General features: G+C 53.0%; 18 protein-coding genes. 13 read left to right on the forward strand and 5 right to left on the reverse strand.

The features are described from left to right. Window positions 1-7: 7 nt before the first annotated feature. The gene (locus SFC07_RS02895; protein WP_411206713.1) at window positions 8-484 is read right to left on the reverse strand and encodes a DUF3817 domain-containing protein; all 477 of its coding nucleotides are present in this window, start codon (window positions 482-484) and stop codon (window positions 8-10) included. A gap of 126 nt (window positions 485-610) precedes the next feature. On the opposite strand from SFC07_RS02895, the gene SFC07_RS02900 reads away from it, so the two are divergent. From SFC07_RS02900 to SFC07_RS02950, 11 genes are all read left to right on the forward strand, one after another. Beyond that, window positions 611-1459 carry an acyl-CoA thioesterase gene (locus SFC07_RS02900; RefSeq protein ID WP_411206714.1) on the forward strand — a complete coding sequence of 283 codons (849 nt, stop codon included), beginning with the start codon at window positions 611-613 and terminating at the stop codon, window positions 1457-1459. Window positions 1460-1693: 234 nt separating this feature from the next. Then, window positions 1694-2449: a YebC/PmpR family DNA-binding transcriptional regulator gene (locus SFC07_RS02905; RefSeq protein WP_411206763.1), complete on the forward strand. Its 756-nt coding sequence runs from the start codon at window positions 1694-1696 to the stop codon at window positions 2447-2449. A gap of 165 nt (window positions 2450-2614) precedes the next feature. Then, on the forward strand, window positions 2615-3229 hold the full coding sequence (gene ruvC / locus SFC07_RS02910) for a crossover junction endodeoxyribonuclease RuvC (protein ID WP_411206715.1): 615 nt from the start codon (window positions 2615-2617) through the stop codon (window positions 3227-3229). Between the two features lie 45 nt (window positions 3230-3274). Beyond that, complete coding sequence (gene ruvA / locus SFC07_RS02915; protein ID WP_411206716.1) at window positions 3275-3895, forward strand: Holliday junction branch migration protein RuvA; 621 nt, start codon at window positions 3275-3277, stop codon at window positions 3893-3895. 14 nt (window positions 3896-3909) lie between these two features. Further along, window positions 3910-4998 (forward strand): Holliday junction branch migration DNA helicase RuvB, encoded by a 1089-nt coding sequence (gene ruvB, locus SFC07_RS02920; RefSeq protein WP_411206717.1) that lies wholly within the window; start codon window positions 3910-3912, stop codon window positions 4996-4998. A 61-nt stretch (window positions 4999-5059) separates the two neighbouring features. After that, entirely contained in the window at window positions 5060-5422 is a 363-nt protein-coding gene (yajC, locus tag SFC07_RS02925) for a preprotein translocase subunit YajC (protein ID WP_411206718.1), read from the forward strand. A gap of 319 nt (window positions 5423-5741) precedes the next feature. Then, entirely contained in the window at window positions 5742-7664 is a 1923-nt protein-coding gene (gene secD, locus SFC07_RS02930; protein ID WP_411206719.1) for a protein translocase subunit SecD, read from the forward strand. Window positions 7665-7669: 5 nt separating this feature from the next. Then, window positions 7670-8887 carry a protein translocase subunit SecF gene (secF, locus tag SFC07_RS02935; RefSeq protein WP_411206720.1) on the forward strand — a complete coding sequence of 406 codons (1218 nt, stop codon included), beginning with the start codon at window positions 7670-7672 and terminating at the stop codon, window positions 8885-8887. 131 nt (window positions 8888-9018) lie between these two features. Then, the gene (locus tag SFC07_RS02940) at window positions 9019-10620 is read left to right on the forward strand and encodes an ABC transporter substrate-binding protein (RefSeq protein WP_411206721.1); all 1602 of its coding nucleotides are present in this window, start codon (window positions 9019-9021) and stop codon (window positions 10618-10620) included. 3 nt (window positions 10621-10623) lie between these two features. Next, a complete protein-coding gene (locus tag SFC07_RS02945; protein WP_411206722.1) occupies window positions 10624-11181 on the forward strand; it encodes an adenine phosphoribosyltransferase in 558 nt (185 codons plus the stop codon). Window positions 11182-11205: 24 nt separating this feature from the next. Then, window positions 11206-13488, forward strand: a complete 2283-nt coding sequence (locus SFC07_RS02950; protein WP_411206723.1) for a RelA/SpoT family protein — start codon at window positions 11206-11208, stop codon at window positions 13486-13488. A gap of 131 nt (window positions 13489-13619) precedes the next feature. On the opposite strand, the gene SFC07_RS02955 is transcribed toward SFC07_RS02950, so the two are convergent. Together SFC07_RS02955 and SFC07_RS02960 are read right to left on the reverse strand one after the other, a co-directional pair. Then, window positions 13620-13946, reverse strand: a complete 327-nt coding sequence (locus tag SFC07_RS02955) for a hypothetical protein (protein ID WP_411206724.1) — start codon at window positions 13944-13946, stop codon at window positions 13620-13622. A 428-nt stretch (window positions 13947-14374) separates the two neighbouring features. Further along, window positions 14375-15220, reverse strand: coding sequence for a peptidylprolyl isomerase (locus SFC07_RS02960; RefSeq protein ID WP_411206725.1), 846 nt, complete (start codon window positions 15218-15220; stop codon window positions 14375-14377). A gap of 158 nt (window positions 15221-15378) precedes the next feature. Here SFC07_RS02960 and SFC07_RS02965 point away from each other — a divergent pair, with 158 nt between their 5' ends. Together SFC07_RS02965 and hisS are read left to right on the forward strand one after the other, a co-directional pair. Beyond that, window positions 15379-16029: an MBL fold metallo-hydrolase gene (locus tag SFC07_RS02965; RefSeq protein WP_411206726.1), complete on the forward strand. Its 651-nt coding sequence runs from the start codon at window positions 15379-15381 to the stop codon at window positions 16027-16029. A 49-nt stretch (window positions 16030-16078) separates the two neighbouring features. Beyond that, window positions 16079-17365, forward strand: a complete 1287-nt coding sequence (hisS, locus tag SFC07_RS02970) for a histidine--tRNA ligase (protein WP_411206727.1) — start codon at window positions 16079-16081, stop codon at window positions 17363-17365. A gap of 41 nt (window positions 17366-17406) precedes the next feature. Here the strand turns inward: hisS and SFC07_RS02975 are convergent, their stop codons facing one another. Together SFC07_RS02975 and SFC07_RS02980 are read right to left on the reverse strand one after the other, a co-directional pair. After that, window positions 17407-18756 carry an L-serine ammonia-lyase gene (locus tag SFC07_RS02975; RefSeq protein ID WP_411206728.1) on the reverse strand — a complete coding sequence of 450 codons (1350 nt, stop codon included), beginning with the start codon at window positions 18754-18756 and terminating at the stop codon, window positions 17407-17409. Between the two features lie 176 nt (window positions 18757-18932). Further along, window positions 18933-19619, reverse strand: a complete 687-nt coding sequence (locus tag SFC07_RS02980) for an FMN reductase (protein WP_411206729.1) — start codon at window positions 19617-19619, stop codon at window positions 18933-18935. Window positions 19620-19631: the final 12 nt, after the last annotated feature.

The raw sequence follows: 19631 nt of genomic DNA on the forward strand, positions 1-19631 counted from the left end.
TTTTGGCTTATTTGACGTTGTTGGCAATTGCATCTGGATCATAGGGCTGGCCCATGGTCAACAGTGCAATGTAGACGATGACGATCAAGACCACAATGATCAAAATAGATCGCACGGGGTGGCGAACCAGCTGGGCAAGGATCTTGTCGAAGATATTGCGAGGGATTTCCTGGGGGTTGGTGAAGCGCCAGCCACCCTCCAAAATTCCTTTCTTATCTGCCCAGAGAGTAAAGGGGAGTGCAGCCCAGGGGATTACGGAGACAACAAGTCCGACAATGCCCTGTGCAAAAGACCACCTATTATTTACCCACACGGTGATAGTGATGGCGGCAAAGCAGAGGAATCCAAAGCCATGGATGCCACCGGCGATGGAAACCATCGCTTCGGTAACTCCGCTGTATTTCAAAATCATGCCAATGATCAGCAATGTCCAAGTAACCATCTCTAAAAGAGCGGCGCCACGGTGAAGACCTTTAGGTGTCATGAACACCTACGCTATCGCAAAAACCCGGCTCACACGACACCGGGTACCACCGGCACGCTAGGCTTTGTGAGTAACCTCACCACAAAAGATCACCAATGTGGATGTGCAAAAGAAAGCGAAAACCTAGTGAAAAATATCGAATACATTTTGAATCTGGAAGAAATCGACCGCAATATCTACCGTGGTCCGGTTGTTGAATCTGTGCTTGCTCGCACCTTTGGCGGACAGGTAGCAGCCCAGGCACTGGTTGCAGCTATTCGCACAGTTGATGATGAATACACTGCACATTCCCTGCACGGTTACTTTGTTGCACCAGGAGATCCCACCAAGCCAGCCATCTATATTGTGGACCGCTTGCGTGATGGCCGTAGTTTTTGCACCCGCACTGTGCGTGGAGTGCAAGATGGCGAAGTGATTTTTAGCATGCAAGCTAGTTTCCACCATGGCGGCAAAGGCATTGAGCATATGGACAAAATGCGCAAGGTTCCAGGCCCAGATGATATTAAAGGCACCGTTACCCGCCTGCCTTTAAGCAACCGCCGCCTGCTCGAGGAATGGTCTGAGTGGGATATCAGGGTGGTACCAGCAGAGGAACTAGAGCTTAATCCGCTGACCGCCACCGAACAGGTGGTGTGGATTCGGTGCAAGGCAGATCTACCCGATGATCCAACCTTCCACCAGTGCACCTTGACTTATATGTCCGATATGACCTTGTTGCACGGATCTTTGGGACCACACCCAAATGAACAGGTACAGATGGCCTCCCTTGATCACGCGGTATGGTTTTTGCGACCTTTCCGTGTTGATGAATGGCTGCTTTATGATCAGCGCTCGCCCTCTGCTGACGGCGGCCGTGCGCTAACCCATGGGCGCCTCTTTAATGAAAAAGGTGAGCTAGTGGCGATTGTCAACCAAGAGGGCTTGACTCGTTATTTGCGAGATGGTGCCCAAAGCATTCCCATGAAGGAAAGTTAGGCGCACCCCTTTAAAAAACTGGTGACCTTAAGGTTTGTGTGATTGACCATTGCGTATACTCGAAACAGTTCCAACTACCAACTCCGCTTCCAGGGAAGCTACCCCGGCTTCGCCACTACAGATTGAATAACCTCGCTCCCGCCCTAAACGGCGGTAGAGATGAGAGACATCATCCGTGAAAAATTCGATGTTTTCGCTGGTGGTTTATGGAAGCTAGACGACGAAAGGGAGCATATGTCAGGCCACTCCAAATGGGCTACTACCAAGCACAAGAAGGCTGCCAACGATGCTAAGCGTGGCAAGGAATTTGCCAAGCTGATCAAGAACATCGAAGTTGCAGCACGCACCGGTGGTGGCGATCCTTCAGCCAACCCAACTCTTGATGACATGATCAAGAAGGCTAAAAAGGCTTCTGTGCCCAACGACAACATCGAACGTGCACGCAAGCGCGGCTCTGGCGAAGAAGCCGGTGGCGCAGACTGGGCAACCATCATGTACGAAGGTTATGGCCCCAACGGTGTTGCAGTCCTCATCGAGTGCTTGACCGATAACCGCAACCGCGCAGCTACCGAAGTTCGTACCGCTATGACTAAAAATGGTGGCAACCTCGGTGAATCCGGCTCCGTGTCCTACATGTTCACCCGTACCGGCGTAGTCACCGTCCAAAAGGGCGACCTCACCGAAGATGACGTGCTCATGGCTGTTCTTGAAGCCGGTGCTGAAGAAGTTTCCGATATCGGAGAACTTTTTGAGATCACCTGCGCACCAACTGATATGCCTGCAGTACGTGCAGCTTTGACCGAAGCTGGCATTGAAGTAGAAGATTCCGAATCTGACTTCCGTGCATCTGTTGAGGTTCCACTGGACGCTGAAGGTGCTCGCAAGATCTTCAAGCTAGTTGACGCTTTGGAAGACTCTGATGACGTCCAAAACGTCTACACCAACATCAACCTCTCTGATGAGGTTCTGGCAGAGCTAGAAAACGACTAAGCAATACGTCGAAACTTTGCTAAACCCCGTCATTGTCTGTGCTAAAACGCAGGCAATGACGGGGTTCTCGCAATTGTGTGCTAAAAATGGTGTGAGGAAATAGTGTGCAGTTCAGCTTTTAGGCGGGATGTGTCGCTGGGTGCTTGTGAGGATGGATAAAAGACAATGAACCATGAGGGATTAAGGGTGATGGGTATTGACCCAGGCCTGACTCGATGTGGACTTTCTGTCGTCCAAGCAGGCCGTGGTCGAACCGTTTATCCCGTATCAGTGGGAGTTGTACGCACGCCCTCTGAAGCCGAACTCGCTGAACGCCTATTGCGCCTCAACAAAGCGGTGGGCGATTGGATGGATGAATACACCCCAGATGTCATCGCCATTGAAAGAGTTTTTGAGCGTGGCAATGTCTCCACCGTGATGAATACTGCGCATGCCGTGGGTGTGCTTATTTTGGCAGCTGCTGAACGTGGGCTACCAGTGCATATGTACACCCCCAGTGAGGTGAAAAAGGCCATCACCGGAAATGGCCGCGCTGATAAGAAACAAATGACGGTGATGATTACCAGGATTTTGGGTTTGGCTGAGGCTCCAAAACCCGCCGACGCTGCCGATGCTCTTGCACTAGCGGTATGTCATTGTTGGCGTGCACCACTGCTAATGCGCGCCAAGGTATCGGTAAAAGAATTAGAAAATCTTCGTCGCCAACAGCAAGGCAAACTGGGCAAAGCAAAATCAGTATTTAATGCCAAACAACATAGTGGCTCCGCGGAAAAGCCATAATCGACCTCGTCGACAAGCACACTTTTAGACCATTGGAGAGTTTTCATGATTGCATCACTGCGCGGCACCGTCATTAATATTGGACTCAGTTCTGCGGTTATCGAATGCCAGGGTGTGGGTTATGAGGTAACCACAACACCTAATACCTTGGCGCGTTTGACCAGGGGAGAAGAAGCCCTCATCCTCACCACCATGGTGGTTCGTGAAGATGCCATGAAACTCTATGGATTTATCGACAATGAATCCCGCGAGATGTTTGCCGTGCTTCAAACCGTTTCTGGATTGGGTCCACGTCTTGCCCTTGCTTGTGAATCAGTGCTGAGCCCACTCGAGATCTCCCAAGCTATTGCCAATGGTGATTCCAAAACTCTGCAAAGAGTCCCCGGTGTCGGTAAGCGCATGGCAGATCGCCTCATCGTGGAGCTTAAAGATAAAGTGGCAGCCTTTAGCGCCGGCGTTGTTGACCCCAACCAGCCACAACTATCCCTCAGCGATAGCCCAGTGGCATCTGTCGTGGTGGTTGAACAAGTCACCCAAGCACTTATCGGATTAGGGTTTAGTGAAAAGCAATCTGAAGAAGCCGTGGCTTTTGTGCTCAGCGTTGATCCAACTTTGGATACCAGTGGAGCTCTCCGCGCTGCTTTGGCAAAACTCAGCGGAAAGTAGGCGGGAGTTAAAAGATGTCAGACATTGAGAAAACAGAGTTTGAAATCCCCGGGGGAATTCCGCCCCGCCGAAATGGCGCAGGCCGGCCAGCTGATGCCACGGTGGATGCTAACCTCCTGCCCGAAGAGCATGAAACTGAAGTGACGCTGCGCCCTAAATCTCTCCAAGAGTTTATTGGCCAGCCAAAGGTCCGCGACCAGCTGAGCTTGGTGCTCACCGGCGCCAAAAAGCGTGGGGTAGTACCCGACCATGTTTTGCTCTCTGGTCCACCCGGTCTGGGTAAGACCACCATGGCCATGATTATCGCGCAGGAACTGGGTACCAGCCTGCGCATGACCTCAGGCCCCGCCCTCGAGCGAGCAGGAGACTTGGCAGCCATGCTCTCCAACCTCATGGAAGGTGATGTTCTCTTTATTGATGAGATCCACCGCATTGCCCGTCCTGCCGAGGAAATGCTCTACATGGCGATGGAAGATTTCCGCATCGATGTCATCGTCGGCAAAGGCCCAGGCGCTACCTCCATCCCCTTGGAGATCCCACCTTTTACCTTGGTAGGTGCAACCACGCGATCCGGCATGCTCACCGGACCTTTGCGTGACCGCTTTGGCTTTACCGCCCAAATGGAATTTTATGATGTCGCAGACCTCACCAAAGTGGTCAAGCGTACAGCCAAGATTCTCAACGTCGGCATTGATGATGATGCAGCGGTAGAAATCGCTTCACGTTCCCGTGGCACACCGCGTATCGCAAACCGTCTGCTGCGCCGTGTCCGCGACTTTGCCGAGGTTCATGCCGATGGACACATCAATATGGGTGCCGCTAACGCTGCCCTGATCGTTTTTGATGTGGATGAACTTGGACTAGATCGCCTGGACCGTGCAGTGCTTGATGCACTTATCCGCGGACATGGCGGTGGGCCAGTAGGCGTAAATACCTTGGCTGTGGCTGTAGGCGAAGAAGCCGCCACCGTGGAGGAAGTCTGCGAACCATATTTGGTGCGCGCCGGGATGATTGCCCGAACGGGACGAGGCCGCGTGGCAACAGCAACGGCATGGCGTCACCTTGGTTTAGAGCCGCCAGAAGGCACCATCGGAGATTATTAAAATGCGAAGCTAGTGCCCCCGGGCAAGAAGATTTTCTTATCGTCTGGCAAACTAGCTAAGCATGGACATCATGTTTCTGATTATTCTCCTTGCCATCCTTATTATTCCTTCCTTCTTGATGAGTCGCCGTCAGCGCGCCAAGATGACGGAGATCCACAAACTGCAGGAATCATTGGTGCCAGGTGACCGCGTGGTGACCACCTCTGGTCAGCATGTCACAGTAGTTTCCACCACCGCAGAAACTGTGGATTTGGAAATCGCTCCTGGTGTTATCAGCACCTTTGAAAAACTGGCAGTGGTGCGCGTTTTGGCAAAGGCAAACGCTCCACAGGCCGTGGTGGAGGATAACTTCGAGCCTGAAACTGATCTTGACCGTGGTGACAACACCGATGGTCGTAACCAGGGACACCCTGAAAATCTATAAATAAAGCAAACACCCTACGGGTGGGATTAAGATTATCCTGCCTGGAAGGTGTTTTATTTTTAGCTTAAAGGACTTTGAGTGTTTCTCTGCTTCAGAAATGAGTGGGGGACTCACAGGGATAAGCCACTGCAAAACAAAACCAATGGCGTACCATATTCGACGGTAAGCGCCAGATCTTTTGGTTCACCCGGATTTATCCCAGGTGCCCCTGAAGCGTCGTAGCCCCCGGCTACCTAGCGGGCAACCTGCGGCGGTGGGCGTCGAAAAGCGCTTTAGCTTTTTGGGGTTTAAAAGACCACTAATTTATAAGGAGAGTTACTTGGCTCGGCAGAAAAAGCGTGCCGCTAGTGCTTGGGAACGATGGCCAAAACGCGCAATTGCAGTGTTTTTTCTCATCGTTGTCGGAATTTATGCGCTCGTATTATTTACAGGGGATCGTTCAGCAACTCCAAAGCTGGGCATTGATCTTCAGGGCGGAACTCGAGTTACCCTGGTTCCTCAAGGTGAAGAGCCTACTCAGGACCAGCTCAACCAGGCCCGCACCATTTTGGAAAATCGTGTCAATGGCATGGGTGTCAGTGGCGCTAGCGTGGTTGCTGATGGAAACACCCTGGTCATCACCGTTCCAGGTGAGGATACCTCCCAGGCGCAGGCACTTGGCCAGACCTCTCAGCTTAATTTCCGTCCTGTGGGACAAGCTGGAATGCCTGATACCACCACTTTGATGCCAGCATTGGAAGAAATGGCTAATCGTTGGGTTGAGTATGGTGTTATCACTTCCGAGCAGGCAAATGCTGCGCTGGCTGAAATGAACACCGCGGTGGCGCAATCTGCTGCTTCCCAGGCTGAGGCTGCGGGTACTGAAGCTCCAGCGGAGACCCCAGCTCCTACAGTTTCTGCAACTCCTTTGGAAGAGCCAGCAAACTCTATTGAGGCAACCGCTCGCCGTCAAGAAATCACCGAAATGCTGCGTGGGGATCGCCAATCACTCGATCCCACCACTCAGATTGCGGCCAGCTCCTTGATGCAGTGCTCCGCTGATAGCGGCCTTGACCCAATCGCTGGCACCGATGATCCGAAGCTACCTTTGGTGGCCTGTGATCCAGCTGCCGGTGGCGTTTATATTCTTGATCCAGTGCCACTGCTTAACGGTGAAACCGATGAGGAAAATGGCGCTCGTTTGACCGGTAATGAGATTGATACCGATCGCCCAATCACCGGCGGCTTCAACACGCAGACCGGTCAGATGGAAATTAGCTTTGCTTTTAAGTCTGGCGATGGCGAGCAGGGTTCTGCTACCTGGGCTTCCTTGACCAACGAGTACCTGCAGCAGCAAATTGCTATCACTTTGGACTCTGAGGTTATTTCTGCACCAGTTATTCAGTCTGCAACTCCAGTTGGTTCTGCAACCTCAATTACCGGTGACTTCACTCAAACCGAGGCGCAGGAATTGGCTAACAACTTGCGCTATGGCGCACTGCCTTTGAGCTTCGCTGGTGAAAACGGTGAAAGGGGAGGAACTACCACCACGGTTCCACCATCACTCGGCGCTGCTTCCCTGAAGGCTGGCCTGATCGCTGGTCTAGTCGGCTTGGCACTGGTTGCGATCTTTGTGTTCGCTTATTACCGCTTCTTCGGTTTTATTTCCCTCTTCACTCTCTTTGCTGCAGGCCTGTTGGTCTACGGCTCCTTGGTACTGCTGGGCCGCTGGATTGGATACTCCCTTGACCTTGCCGGCATAGCTGGTTTGATCATCGGTATCGGTACCACCGCCGACTCCTTTGTGGTCTTCTATGAGCGTATTAAGGATGAAATCCGCGAGGGACGTTCCTTCCGCTCCTCCGTCCCACGTGCTTGGGATAGTGCTAAGCGCACCATCGTCACCGGTAATATGGTCACCCTTTTGGGCGCTATCGTGATTTACCTGCTGGCAGTTGGTGAAGTGAAGGGCTTCGCTTTCACCCTTGGTCTCACCACTGTCTTCGACTTGGTTGTTACCTTCCTGGTTACCGCACCATTGGTTATCCTGGCATCACGTAATCCATTCTTTGCTAAGACTTCCGTCAATGGCATGGCTCGGGTTTATAAGTTGGTTGATCAGCGTCGCGCCGCCGGCGAACTAGATGAGCCGAAATTTTTGAAGAAGATCCACGCAGCTGAGAAGTCCACTTACGCAACCGAGGCCCCTGCGGATTCAGCGACTCCAGTGACCCCGGCAGACTCTGAGAAGAAGGAGGACTAAGAGCAATGACTGAATCATCAGCTTCCAACGTTTCTCAGGAGAAACCACAAGTGAAGTCAAAAGGTGGACTTTTTAACAGTTTGTACACCGGTGACGGTGGCATCGACTTTATTGGCAAGTCCAAAATCTGGTACGGCATCACCCTTTTCCTCTTGATCATTTCCATCCTCTTCATTGCGGTGCGAGGCTTCTCACTAAGCATCGACTTCGAGGGTGGAACCAAGATGAACATGCCAGCGGCGGATTATTCCACCGAGGCAGTGGAGGAGACCTTCGTCGAGGCAACCGGCGTGGAGCCAGAAACCGTGCAGATCGTCGGTTCTGGCGATGCGCGCACCCTGGAAATCCATTCTGAGCGCCTCAGCGATGAGCAGATTGAAAAGGCCCGCCTGGCCATCTATGAGGAATTCCAGCCTCTTAATGCTGAAGGCCAGCCCAGCCCGGATGCCATTGGTAATTCCACCGTGTCTGAGTCTTGGGGTTCCACCATTACCCAGCGCATGTTGCTGGCTTTGATCGCCTTCCTGATTGTTGCCGCAATTTACATCGCCTTCCGCCTCGAGCGTGAGATGGCGATTGCCGCCATGGTGGCTTTGATTGTGGACGGCATTGTCATCGCAGGCACCTACGCAGTCATTGGCCTTGAGGTATCGCCCGCAACTGTGATCGGTCTGCTTACCGTCCTGACCTTCTCCATCTACGACACCGTCGTGGTTTTTGATAAAGTCCGCGAGAATACCGCAGGTTATGAGGGCAGCCACCGGCGCACCTACGCCGAACAATCCAACTTAGCGGTCAACCAAACCTTCATGCGATCGATCTCCACTACTATCATTTCCGCGCTTCCAATCATCGCCTTGATGGTCGTGGCCGTGTGGATGATGGGCGTCGGTACCCTGAAGGACCTCGCATTGATCCAGCTCATCGGCGTGATCGAAGGCACCTTCTCCTCCGTCTTCCTCGCCACCCCGTTGCTGGTCAGCCTCAAAACCCGCCTGTCCAAGACCAAGCAGCACACCGCTGAAGTTGTTGCCGAGAGGCAGGAAAAGACTGCACTTATCGACGCCACCCCTGCCGTGCCACTGAGCCCGGTCACTGGGGAGCAGGAGAGTGCCCCAGTAACTGAAGTTACTGAGCCTAAAACTCCGAAGAAGCGCACTATCACCAAACCGGTGGCAGAAGATCACCGGCCTGGTGGTACCTGGCGCCCGGGTCGCGATTAAATTTTCTTGATCGAGGCCTCCAATCCCGCCGAGCAGTTTCAGCGCTGCTCGGCGGGATTTGCCACTTTGAGGGGCGACATCCGTATAATTGCTGATCTAATAGAATTTTGGAAAGGCTGGGTACTGCGCACATGAAGTTTGCTAGGTCACGCAGTGTAGGGGCACTTATAGCGACCGCCTTTTTGCTGGCTAGCTGTAGTGAAGCAGGGGAAGAACCAACAAGCCACCAAACTAGCCACTTTGGGTACGCGGTTAATTCTTCACTCTCCACCGCCAACGCAGCATCTCTCAAAGGCGTGGCAACTGAGGCAGGCTTGCTCGCTGCCCGCTTGTATCCGGCAGTTTATGTCCAAGGTCCTTCCGGTCAGATGATTCCCAATACTGATCTCGCATCAGCCCAGGTATTGCCCGGAATTAACCGCCAAGTTATCTACACAATTAACGCGGAAGCCAAATACTCCGATGGTCAGCCGGTGGTTTGTGATGATTTCCTGCTTTCCGCAACCGCTGCCCAAATGCCGGGCACCTTTAATTCTGCAGTGCCGTTGACTTCCCAGATCGAAAGAGTTGACTGCGTTTCTGGTTCTAAAACTGCCACCGTAGTTTTCAAAGAAGACCAGGGCGAGCGCTGGCGTTATTTATTCGACCAGGGCACCGTTTTGCCTGCGCATGCCATCGCTGCCGAGGCTGGGCTGGCGCTCGAAGAACTTAATACTGCTTTGCACAACAAAGATGCAGCAACTCTCGAACCTGTAGCACGCATTTGGAATGAGGGCTTCCAACTCGAGAACTTTAACCCTGCATTGCAGGTATCCTCGGGTCCCTACAAGATCGAATCCGTCGGTGAATTCGGCGAGGTCAAATTAATCCGCAATGAGTTTTATAGCGGTGATCAAGCTGTTGAGGAAGAGGTCACTATGTGGCCAAAGGGCTCTGATCTCAATGCCATTGCCACGGCTGGTAACCTACAAATTGCTGATGTGGGAGCTTGGGAGAATGAAGCCTGGGTAAACCGTGATGACCCCATGAGTCCTTATGACATTAAGGAAGAAGTGGGTGTACTCACCGAGCAACTCACCTTGGGCTCTGCAGGAGTGTTCTATTCCCCCGAAGCGCGCCAAGCATTTGCAGCATGTGTGGATCAACAGGCGGTAGCAGCGGCTTCTTCCCGGGTTTCTGGAATTGAGGTTCCAGCAGTTGCTGTGCATTCGGTGCGTCACCAAAATCCCGTTGTGCAACAACTGGGTGATTTACCGGCACAGCACCTGGCTGTGGATACTAATGCAGCATCTGCGCTTGCAGGTCAAACTATTCGCATTGGATATGATGGCCCTGATGAACGCAAGGCTGCGATGGTTGAAGCGATTAGGGTTAGTTGTGAACCTGCAGGGATCACGGTTGTTGATGCTTCCGCTGGTGAAGTAAGCCTGAGTGATCTCAGTCGAACGATTGTCAGCGAATGGGGTTATGAGCAATATGCCGAGGGCACACTTGATGCAGTTTTGCGCGCAGTGGACCCCAATAGGGAATATGGAAGTGCAAATTCTCTAGGCTCAGATCCAGAGGCAACTCGCAAGACCGAAGAAGAATTGTGGACTGAAGTTCCTTCAATTCCTTTGGCCGCTCAGCCCCGCGTGTTTGTGATAGACCGCACAGTCGGTAACGTTGTTGTTAATACAGATCTTTCCGGTATCGGATGGAACATGGACCGTTGGTCCAGAAGTGAGGATTAAGTAGTGACCGAAGCAGCTCAGAGCACCTTTGAAAGGGCACGTCAGGCCCTCCTGGAGAAGACTCGCTATGTCCAGGACTTCCCATCAGAGGGCGTGCTTTTCGAGGATCTCACTCCAGTCTTGGCAGACGCAGAAGCATTTGCAGCAGTCGTTGATGCCATGGCTGAAGCAGCTGAAAATCTCGGCGCCGATGTTATTGGTGGCCTGGATGCACGTGGTTTTTTGCTGGGTTCCGCCGTGGCTTACAAACTTGGTCTCGGCATCATGGCGATTCGCAAGCGGGGCAAGCTTCCCCCTCCAGTGCAAAGCCAAGAGTATGCCTTGGAGTATGGCACCGCAGCTTTGGAAATTCCTTCCGAGGGTATTGATTTAGCTGGTAAAAAGGTTGTTTTGGTTGATGATGTGCTTGCAACCGGCGGAACCTTGGGTGCAGCACGTAAACTAATTGAATCCTGTGGCGGCGAAGTCTCCGGATATGTTCTCGCTATTGAGGTCGAAGGCCTTGGTGGACGTGAACGTCTCGGTGATAAGGCTGTCATCGTGGTCAGAGATCCTAAATAAGGGATCAAGAAAGGCGGCAGGAAAATGAGTCTGGAGCGTAATCCGCAGAAATCTTCCATTGGCATGCGCAGCATGTCAGCCAGGCTTGCCCGCAGTCTTACCGGTAACAGGGTAAGAACCAATCCAGTTTTGGATCCGCTGCTAAGCATTCATCGCAAGTTTCACCCGCGTGCTGATGCCGCTGTGCTTGAGCGTGCCTATGACACCGCCGAGCACTTGCATGAAGGTGTTGTCCGTAAATCCGGTGACCCCTACATCACGCACCCTTTGGCGGTAGCCACCATTGCCGCTGAAATTGGCATGGATACCACCACCTTGGTCGCAGCACTTTTGCACGACACAGTGGAGGATACTGATTACTCCCTCGATGACCTCACCAATGATTTTGGTGGGGAAGTAGCCCGTCTTGTTGATGGTGTTACCAAGCTGGACAAGGTTGCCCTAGGCGCTGCTGCCGAGGCCGAGACTATCCGCAAAATGATCGTCGCCATGAGTCAAGACCCTCGTGTATTGGTCATCAAGGTGGCGGACCGTCTGCACAATATGCGTACGATGCGCTTCCTGCCGCCAGAAAAGCAGGCCAAAAAGGCTCGCCAGACTCTAGAGGTAATTGCGCCTTTGGCGCACCGCTTGGGTATGGCCAGCGTGAAGTGGGAATTGGAAGATCTTTCCTTCGCCATTCTTTATCCCAAGAAATATGAAGAGATTGTGCGCCTGGTAGCAAACCGCGCGCCTTCCCGAGATCGTTATCTCAAAGAGATTATTGATCAGGTTACCGCTGGCCTGCGGGAAAATAATATTCCGGCAGAGGTTCTTGGCCGACCAAAGCACTATTGGTCCATCTATCAAAAGATGATTGTAAGGGGTCGCGATTTTGACGACATCTTTGATCTCGTCGGCATTCGTATCCTGGTTGATAACGTCAATAACTGTTATTCCGCCATTGGCGTGGTGCACTCTATTTTCAACGCCTTGCCCGGTCGTTTTAAGGACTATATTTCCGCCCCACGTTTTGGCGTTTATCAGTCCCTGCATACCACAGTCATGGGGCCCGGCGGCAAGCCACTTGAGGTGCAGGCGCGTACCCATGAAATGCACTACAACGCAGAGTTCGGCATTGCCGCACACTGGCGCTACAAGGAAACCAAAGGCAGCCATAATGGCGAACAGACCGAGGTGGATCAGATGGCGTGGATGCGCCAGCTGTTGGATTGGCAAAAAGAAGCTGCCGATCCTAACGAGTTCCTCGATAGCCTGCGTTATGACTTAACCTCGAAGCAGATTTTCGTGTTTACCCCCAAGGGCGACGTGGTGAACCTGCCGATGGATTCAACTCCGGTGGACTTCGCCTATGCCGTGCACACGGAGGTTGGACATCGCTGCATTGGCGCCAAGATCAATGGCAAGCTGGTTGCACTTGAAACCAAGCTGGAATCCGGTGACCGCGTAGAGATCTTTACCTCTAAGGATCAAAATGCTGGTCCAAGCCGTGGTTGGCAGGACTTTGTGGTTTCCCCACGAGCCAAGGCGAAAATCCGTCAATGGTTCGCTAAGGAACGCCGCGAAGAATACTTGGAAGCCGGTCGCGATTCCCTCGCAGCTGTCATCCAACGCGGTGGTTTGCCAATGCACCGTCTCTTCACCGCAGCGTCGATGAAGACAGTTGCGACCGAACTGCATTACCCAGATGTAGATGCGCTGTATACTGCCATCGGCTCTGGTTCAGTGTCTGCGAAGCATGTGGTTAACCGCCTCATGGCCATCTTCGGCGATGTGGAAGATGCAGAAGATGCATTAGTTGCACGCACGCCCTTTAGTGAGCTTGTTAACTCTCGGACCAATACCGAAAGCGCCACCGGCATCCTCGTTGAGGGCAGTCCAGATGTGATGGCAAAGCTGGCCAAGTGCTGTATGCCAGTTCCTGGTGATGAGATCTTTGGATTTGTTACCCGTGGTGGTGGAGTTTCCGTCCACCGTACTGACTGCACCAATGCGGAGAAGCTGCGTGAAGAACCAGAACGCATGGTGTCAGTGGAATGGGCTTCAGAAGGTCAAGGCTCTGTATTTTCTGCGACCTTGCAGCTCGAGGCGCTGGATCGTGCGGGATTGCTCTTTGAACTCACACGTGTGATCAATGAGCAAAAGGTTTCGGTGACGGCCATGAATTCTCATTGCTCGGAGGATCGTGTTGCTACAGTGCGCTTTACTTTCGCGGTGTCTGATACCAAGCAATTGGGCTCATTGATGACACAGCTGCGAAATGCTGAAGGCGTATTTGATGTGTACCGCGTAACTTCAGGCGGCTAGAGCTATTTCTTTAGAGGCTGTGGCGAGATCCTTTAAAAGGATCTCGCCACAGCCTCTTAGTTGAGGAACGCAAAAACCCAGTGTGAAGAAGTTTCACACCGGGTTTTTGGACTACTAAGAGTAAATAAAATTTACTGGAAGTAGGTGTCCAGCTTGCTGGTGAAGGACAGGATGGTGGACAGCGCACCGATAACTGCGGTAATGATGCTGATCCATGCGGTGATGGTCTTGGTGTCAGAAGAACCGTTTTCCGGAGTTGGGGTAACAGTTACAGTCTTAGTGGTAGGGGTTGGCTCTGGGCTTGGAGATGGAGAAGCCGATGCAGATGCCGATGCAGATGCCGATGCAGATGCAGAGGGGGATTCATCCTGAGCAAAAGCAGGAACGGTGAGTGCAGAGGCGGTGATTGCTGCTGCAGTGCCAAGTGCAACCAGGGAGTTACGGGAGAAGAGCTTCATGTCCTGGGTCCTTCGTTTCAGGGAAGTATAATTTCTCTGATCACCTTAACTGTGGTGTTACCGGCTTGCAAGCGTTTAGTGATGGAAATGAGCAGAAATCCTAAGACTTGGGATAAAACTGTCATTAAAAGCCCTTTTTTAAAAGAATAACGGCCTTTTATAAAATTGCGCGTATGAATGCTGTGTATCTTTTACCCCTTTACGGGGTTACTAAAATAAGTGGGTATATATTGCATTTAACTGCAATTTTTCATTCTTAGCTACCGTTCAGGAAAGTGCTTTCTGTTTCAAAAATTCATTTAGAGAAGTTTTAATGCTAGCTGCTGTTTGACTGTCAGGCATCCGTCGAGAAGCCCAAAATGGCGCGCTAAATAAAAGGTGCCGCAACACTCCCTGAGTGTTGCGGCACCTTAATGTGCGGGGTGAATTTAGCTCACAGTTGCGGTGCTAATTCGAACCTCGGTTGCCGGTGCGCCGTCGCTTGCGCCATCGGCAGCACCAGCTGCAGCGATGGAATCGAGGGTTGCCAGGCCTTCATCGGTGATCTTGCCGAAGTAGGTGTAGTTAGGAGCCAGTGGGGAATCCTGGTAGTTGAGGAAGAACTGGGAACCATTGGTACCCGCACCAGCGTTTGCCATAGCAATGGTGCCACGGGAGTAGATCACAGGGGTGGTGGTATCAGTTTCTTCATCGGTTGGGTACTCATTGGCAAAGTTGAAGCCTGGGCCACCAGCGCCGGTGCCGCTTGGATCGCCGCACTGGAGTACGTAGATACCATCGGTGGTGATGCGGTGGCAGATGGTGTCGTTGTAATAGCCCTCGGAAGCAAAGTGCTCAACTGCGTTGACAGTACAAGGGGAGACGGAACGATCAAGTTCCATGCCAATATTGCCCTGAGCGGTAGCCAGGGTAACGGTAACAGTACCGGTAGCTGGAATATTCTCAGTTGCGGGCTTGGAAACGGTGCGGGAAGCCTCGCCGGCGTCAGTGTATTCACAGGTGACGGTGTCAGAGAGAGCAGTGGCGCGAGTTAGAGACAAGGTCTCGTAGTCCGGAGCTGCAGTGGTGCTGGCCGAAGATTCTTCTGCAGTGATTGCCTCATCTTCGGTCCCCCGAGTAGAGGCGTACCAGATTCCGCCAACGACAACGAGGATGACAGCCAAAGATGCAAAAACAACTGTCAATGGTTTCGTTTTTTCTTTTCGATCCCGGCTTTTAATTTCTTTTTCAAGCTGGGACAGCGCCTTTTGGCGACGATCCTTATTAGTGCTCACAGAGTTTGATCCCTTGCCTCATTCAGTGTCTTTGGTGGATTCAGCCGTAGCTAAAAACCTTCACCATATTAACTTGAGCCACTCTACCGTGCGATCATGACATTTAAACCTGCAGCGTGTTCTTAAGTTTATAGCAGGGCGCATTAGACTTAGGCCTTATGGAAATTCTCGGTTTTGCGGCAGGTCCTTATAAGACCAATTGTTATCTGGTACGCGGTGATAAGGATGTAGCCATCATCGATCCCGGTATGCACTCTTATGATGATCTGGTTGAGTACATCACCAGCAATGATTTAAATGTCGACAAAATCGTGCTCACCCACGGGCATATCGACCACATTAGGGATGCTGGCGCTTTAGCGCAGCGTTTTCAGGCCCCGGTGTATATCCACAAAGACGATATCTTCTTCTTTGAGGGCTATAAAGTATCCACCACCAAAACTGCCATGCTTTTCGACGCCGCCAATATGGTAAATCCCGCGCCAGAGTCAGTGTTTGAACTCTTTGATGGAGAAACCATCACCCTCGCCGGCGAGGAATTTACCCTCGCACATGCACCGGGGCATTCTCCTGGCTGCACCTTGTTGGTTGGTAAAGAATATTGCTTCTCTGGCGACGTCCTCTTCAAGGGGTCCATTGGCCGCACAGATCTTGACTATTCAGATGATGCTGCCATGACCAATTCCTTGCGCACTGTCGTCCTGGGACTGGATGACGCTTTACAGATCCTGCCCGGCCACGGTCCTACCACCACCATGCGAGCAGAGCGTATGGGAAATCCATATCTGCTGGCCTTAAACGCTCAATAAACCAGGCAAGTACTTCCACCACAACAGTGAATAGGTATCGTTAATAATCGTGAGTGAACAGAAAAAGTCCGAAAAGATCCAGCCCTTTGCTGCCCCCAAGGGTGTCCCTGACTACACCCCACCGCAGTCTGCCGCTTTTCTAGCTGTACGAGATGCCTTTATCCAGCAGGCTCATAACGCCGGCTTCGAGCACATCGAGCTGCCAATCTTTGAAGACACCGGACTTTTTGCCCGCGGCGTTGGTGAATCCACCGACGTGGTGAGCAAGGAAATGTACACCTTCGCCGACCGTGGTGAGCGTTCTGTCACCCTGCGTCCAGAAGGCACTGCAGGTGTTATGCGTGCGGTAATTGAGCACAGCCTCGATCGCGGCCAGCTGCCAGTCAAGCTCAACTATGCAGGACCTTTCTTCCGCTATGAGCGTCCCCAGGCGGGACGTTATCGTCAGCTGCAGCAGGTGGGTGTAGAGGCTATTGGTATTGATGATCCAGCACTTGATGCAGAGATCATCGCCTTGGCTGATCGTTCCTACCGCAGCCTCGGATTGCAGGGCTTCCGCCTGGAACTTACCAGCCTGGGTGATCGTAATTGCCGTCCGGCTTATCGCCAGAAGCTGCAGGACTTCCTTTTTGCCTTGCCTTTGGATGAGGAAACCCGCAAGCGTGCAGAAATCAACCCACTGCGCGTACTTGATGATAAGCGCCCCGAGGTCAAGGAAATGACCGCCGACGCACCACTGATGCTTGATCACCTCGACGCTGATTGTCGCGAGCACTTTGAGACAGTCACCGGCCTGCTTGATGATATGGGCGTGGCCTATGAGGTAAATCCTCGTATGGTTCGTGGCCTGGATTATTACACCAAGACCTGCTTTGAATTTGTGCACGATGGTCTCGGCGCGCAGTCTGGCATCGGTGGTGGCGGTCGTTATGACGGCCTCATGGCTCAGCTCGGTGGCCAGGATCTTTCTGGCATCGGCTATGGCCTCGGCGTGGACCGCACCCTGCTGGCTTTGGAAGCTGAAGGTGTTTCCGTTGGTGCTGAGCGTCGCGTTGATGTTTATGGCGTTGCCCTCGGCGCAGCAGCCAAGAAGGCCCTAGCGGTGGTCATCAACGAGCTGCGTGCTGCAGGGATTGCTGCCGATATGTCCTATGGTGACCGCGGACTTAAGGGCGCTATGAAGGGTGCCGATCGTTCCCGCGCACTCTACACCCTCGTCCTCGGCGAGCAGGAGCTGGATAACAACACCATCGCCATCAAGGATATGAGTGCACATGAGCAGCACGATGTTTCACTCGATGGCGTGCTGGCATTCCTTAAGGGCAAGCTAGCCTAGAGCATCAGGGCGTCGAAAAGCGCTTTTCGACGCCCCCTGCCCTAGCACTCGGTGTAGTTAACCGGGAACCCAAGGGTGGTTGCCAAACCACCCATGGAGGTTTCCTTATATTTGGTGAGCATGTCGCGGCCGGTGGCCGCCATGGTCACCACCACATCATCCAGGCTCACGCGGTTATTGCCCTCGCCGATGCGCGCCAGGCGCGCCGCGTTAATTGCCTTGACGGCGCCAATGGCGTTGCGCTCAATGCACGGAATCTGCACCAAACCGCCCACCGGATCGCAGGTCAAGCCCAGATTATGCTCCAACGCGATTTCGGCGGCGTTTTCCACCTGCTGCGAGTTTCCACCCAGCACCGCACACAATCCGGCGGCCGCCATTGCGGAGGCCGAACCCACCTCGCCCTGACAGCCGACTTCGGCGCCGGAAATTGAGGCATTTTCTTTGATGATAATGCCCACGGCACCAGCACTAAGCAGGAAGATCCGGGCTTGTTCGGTGTTAAAACCAGCTAGAAAATCCCGGGCGTAGTGCATGACAGCGGGGATAATGCCAGCGGCACCATTGGTGGGAGCGGTGACCACGCGACCTCCGGCGGCATTTTCCTCATTCACAGCCAGGGCATAAAGATTGACCCATTCCATGGCATCGAGGGAAGAACCCAGCGCGATATTGTGTTTGCCCTTGACCAGATCATGAACCATGGGCGCACGACGGCTAACTTCCAAACCGCCAGGCAGCGTACCTGGGGTATTGATGCCCTGGGCGACACAATCCTGCATAATCTGCCATACGTGATCGAGGTGGGCATAGACCTTCGCGGTATCACCGTGGATCGCAGCCTCATTTACTGCCATCACCGAGGCGAAATCCTCTTCAAAGCTAAGCAGCTCCGCGGCCGTTTTAAAAGGCTTGGGCAGGACGGCTTCTGGGTGCACCGTGGAGGCACCAGAGCCAAGGGGTCCACGCGCGAGTAATTCCTCCAGGCTGAGGATAAAGCCACCGCCAACCGATAGATAAGTGCGGGTAGTTGCACCCTTGAAGGTCACGGCGTTTGGGTGCTCCGGCAACGGGGTGGGATCAAAAGTAAGCGTGTAGGAAACAGTACCGCGGGGGCCACTGACACTGCCTTGTGCTGGAATAGGCGCGCCGGGGATGGGAGCTGCGTCAATGGGGACGGTGGTTGGTTCCCAGCCAACGAGGCCAAGGAGCACTGCGCGGTCAGTATTGTGGCCGCGACCAGTGGCTGCGAGGGAACCGTGGAGCACAATATCCACGTGCTCGCTGGGGGAGTGATTGATAAACTCCAATGCTGCCCTCATTGGGCCTACGGTATGGGAGGAGGATGGTCCGATACCGACGCTAAAAAGATCTACTACGCTAATTGCCATGGCTGATGGTGGGCCTTTTCTTTGGGAGTATCACCGGTTAATGATTTGTCCGATTTTAGCCATATGATTTTTGAATTGGTTGCTGACCACACTCAAACCCACAAATGCCCACCACCTTGTCTGTTTTAGGATAGGTAAGTGGGCATTGTGTCTAGTTGGTTCCTAGCAGCTAGAGGCTAGACCTGGCCGTCGTGGCCTTTAAGCAAATCGGCGAAATTGCTGAAGTTTTCACCCGGGGTAACTCCAGTGTGGCGATTACGGCGGAAGGAAAGATCTGCATCTTGGTTAGCGGTGGCACCGCCGAGGCCTTCCACGCTGCTGAAGTCCTGCAGCATGAGGGTTGCTAGCTCGCCGGCTGCGCGGTTGACGCGCTTTTCAAAATCCGCACCTGCTTCGGTACCAAAGTCCTCGGTGGCGGCAAAGACGCCGGTGGGGACAACCACTGCCCTTAGGTAAGTAAATAGTGGGCGGATGGCATGGTCGAGCACGAGGGAGTGACGTGCAGATCCTGCGGAGGCTGCAATGATGGTTGGCAGACCCACAATGGTCTTAGGGTCAAGAACATCAAAGAACATCTTGAAGATGCCGGAATAACTAGCGGTGAACACTGGGGTGACGGCGATGAGGCCACCGGAGTTTGCCAGTCGTTCCTTGGCTGCGTCAAGAGCAGGGGAGCTCATACCAGCGCTGGTGAAGGAGGTGGCCAGATCAAAGATGAGGTCGCGGATCTCAATTACTTCAATATCGAGTGCCTCGCCACGAGCAGTTACAGCTGCTTCGACAGCCTTGGTGAGCTGATCTGCAACCGAGCGGGTGGTGGAAGGATTTGATAGACCTGCAGTAACTACTGTGAGCTTGCGCATTGTCTCTCCTTA

Source organism: Corynebacterium callunae (assembly GCF_046592015.1).
In the GTDB taxonomy this organism is placed as follows: domain Bacteria; phylum Actinomycetota; class Actinomycetes; order Mycobacteriales; family Mycobacteriaceae; genus Corynebacterium; species Corynebacterium callunae_A.

Coding starts and splice junctions, on each gene's coding strand:
- SFC07_RS02895 (WP_411206713.1), bottom strand. CDS start 484: ATGACACCTAAAGGTCTTCACCGTGGCGCCGCTCTTTTAGAGATGGTT.
- SFC07_RS02905 (WP_411206763.1), top strand. CDS start 1,694: ATGTCAGGCCACTCCAAATGGGCTACTACCAAGCACAAGAAGGCTGCC.
- ruvC (WP_411206715.1), top strand. CDS start 2,615: ATGAACCATGAGGGATTAAGGGTGATGGGTATTGACCCAGGCCTGACT.
- ruvA (WP_411206716.1), top strand. CDS start 3,275: ATGATTGCATCACTGCGCGGCACCGTCATTAATATTGGACTCAGTTCT.
- ruvB (WP_411206717.1), top strand. CDS start 3,910: ATGTCAGACATTGAGAAAACAGAGTTTGAAATCCCCGGGGGAATTCCG.
- yajC (WP_411206718.1), top strand. CDS start 5,060: ATGGACATCATGTTTCTGATTATTCTCCTTGCCATCCTTATTATTCCT.
- secF (WP_411206720.1), top strand. CDS start 7,670: ATGACTGAATCATCAGCTTCCAACGTTTCTCAGGAGAAACCACAAGTG.
- SFC07_RS02940 (WP_411206721.1), top strand. CDS start 9,019: ATGAAGTTTGCTAGGTCACGCAGTGTAGGGGCACTTATAGCGACCGCC.
- SFC07_RS02950 (WP_411206723.1), top strand. CDS start 11,206: ATGAGTCTGGAGCGTAATCCGCAGAAATCTTCCATTGGCATGCGCAGC.
- SFC07_RS02955 (WP_411206724.1), bottom strand. CDS start 13,946: ATGAAGCTCTTCTCCCGTAACTCCCTGGTTGCACTTGGCACTGCAGCA.
- SFC07_RS02965 (WP_411206726.1), top strand. CDS start 15,379: ATGGAAATTCTCGGTTTTGCGGCAGGTCCTTATAAGACCAATTGTTAT.
- SFC07_RS02975 (WP_411206728.1), bottom strand. CDS start 18,756: ATGGCAATTAGCGTAGTAGATCTTTTTAGCGTCGGTATCGGACCATCC.
- SFC07_RS02980 (WP_411206729.1), bottom strand. CDS start 19,619: ATGCGCAAGCTCACAGTAGTTACTGCAGGTCTATCAAATCCTTCCACC.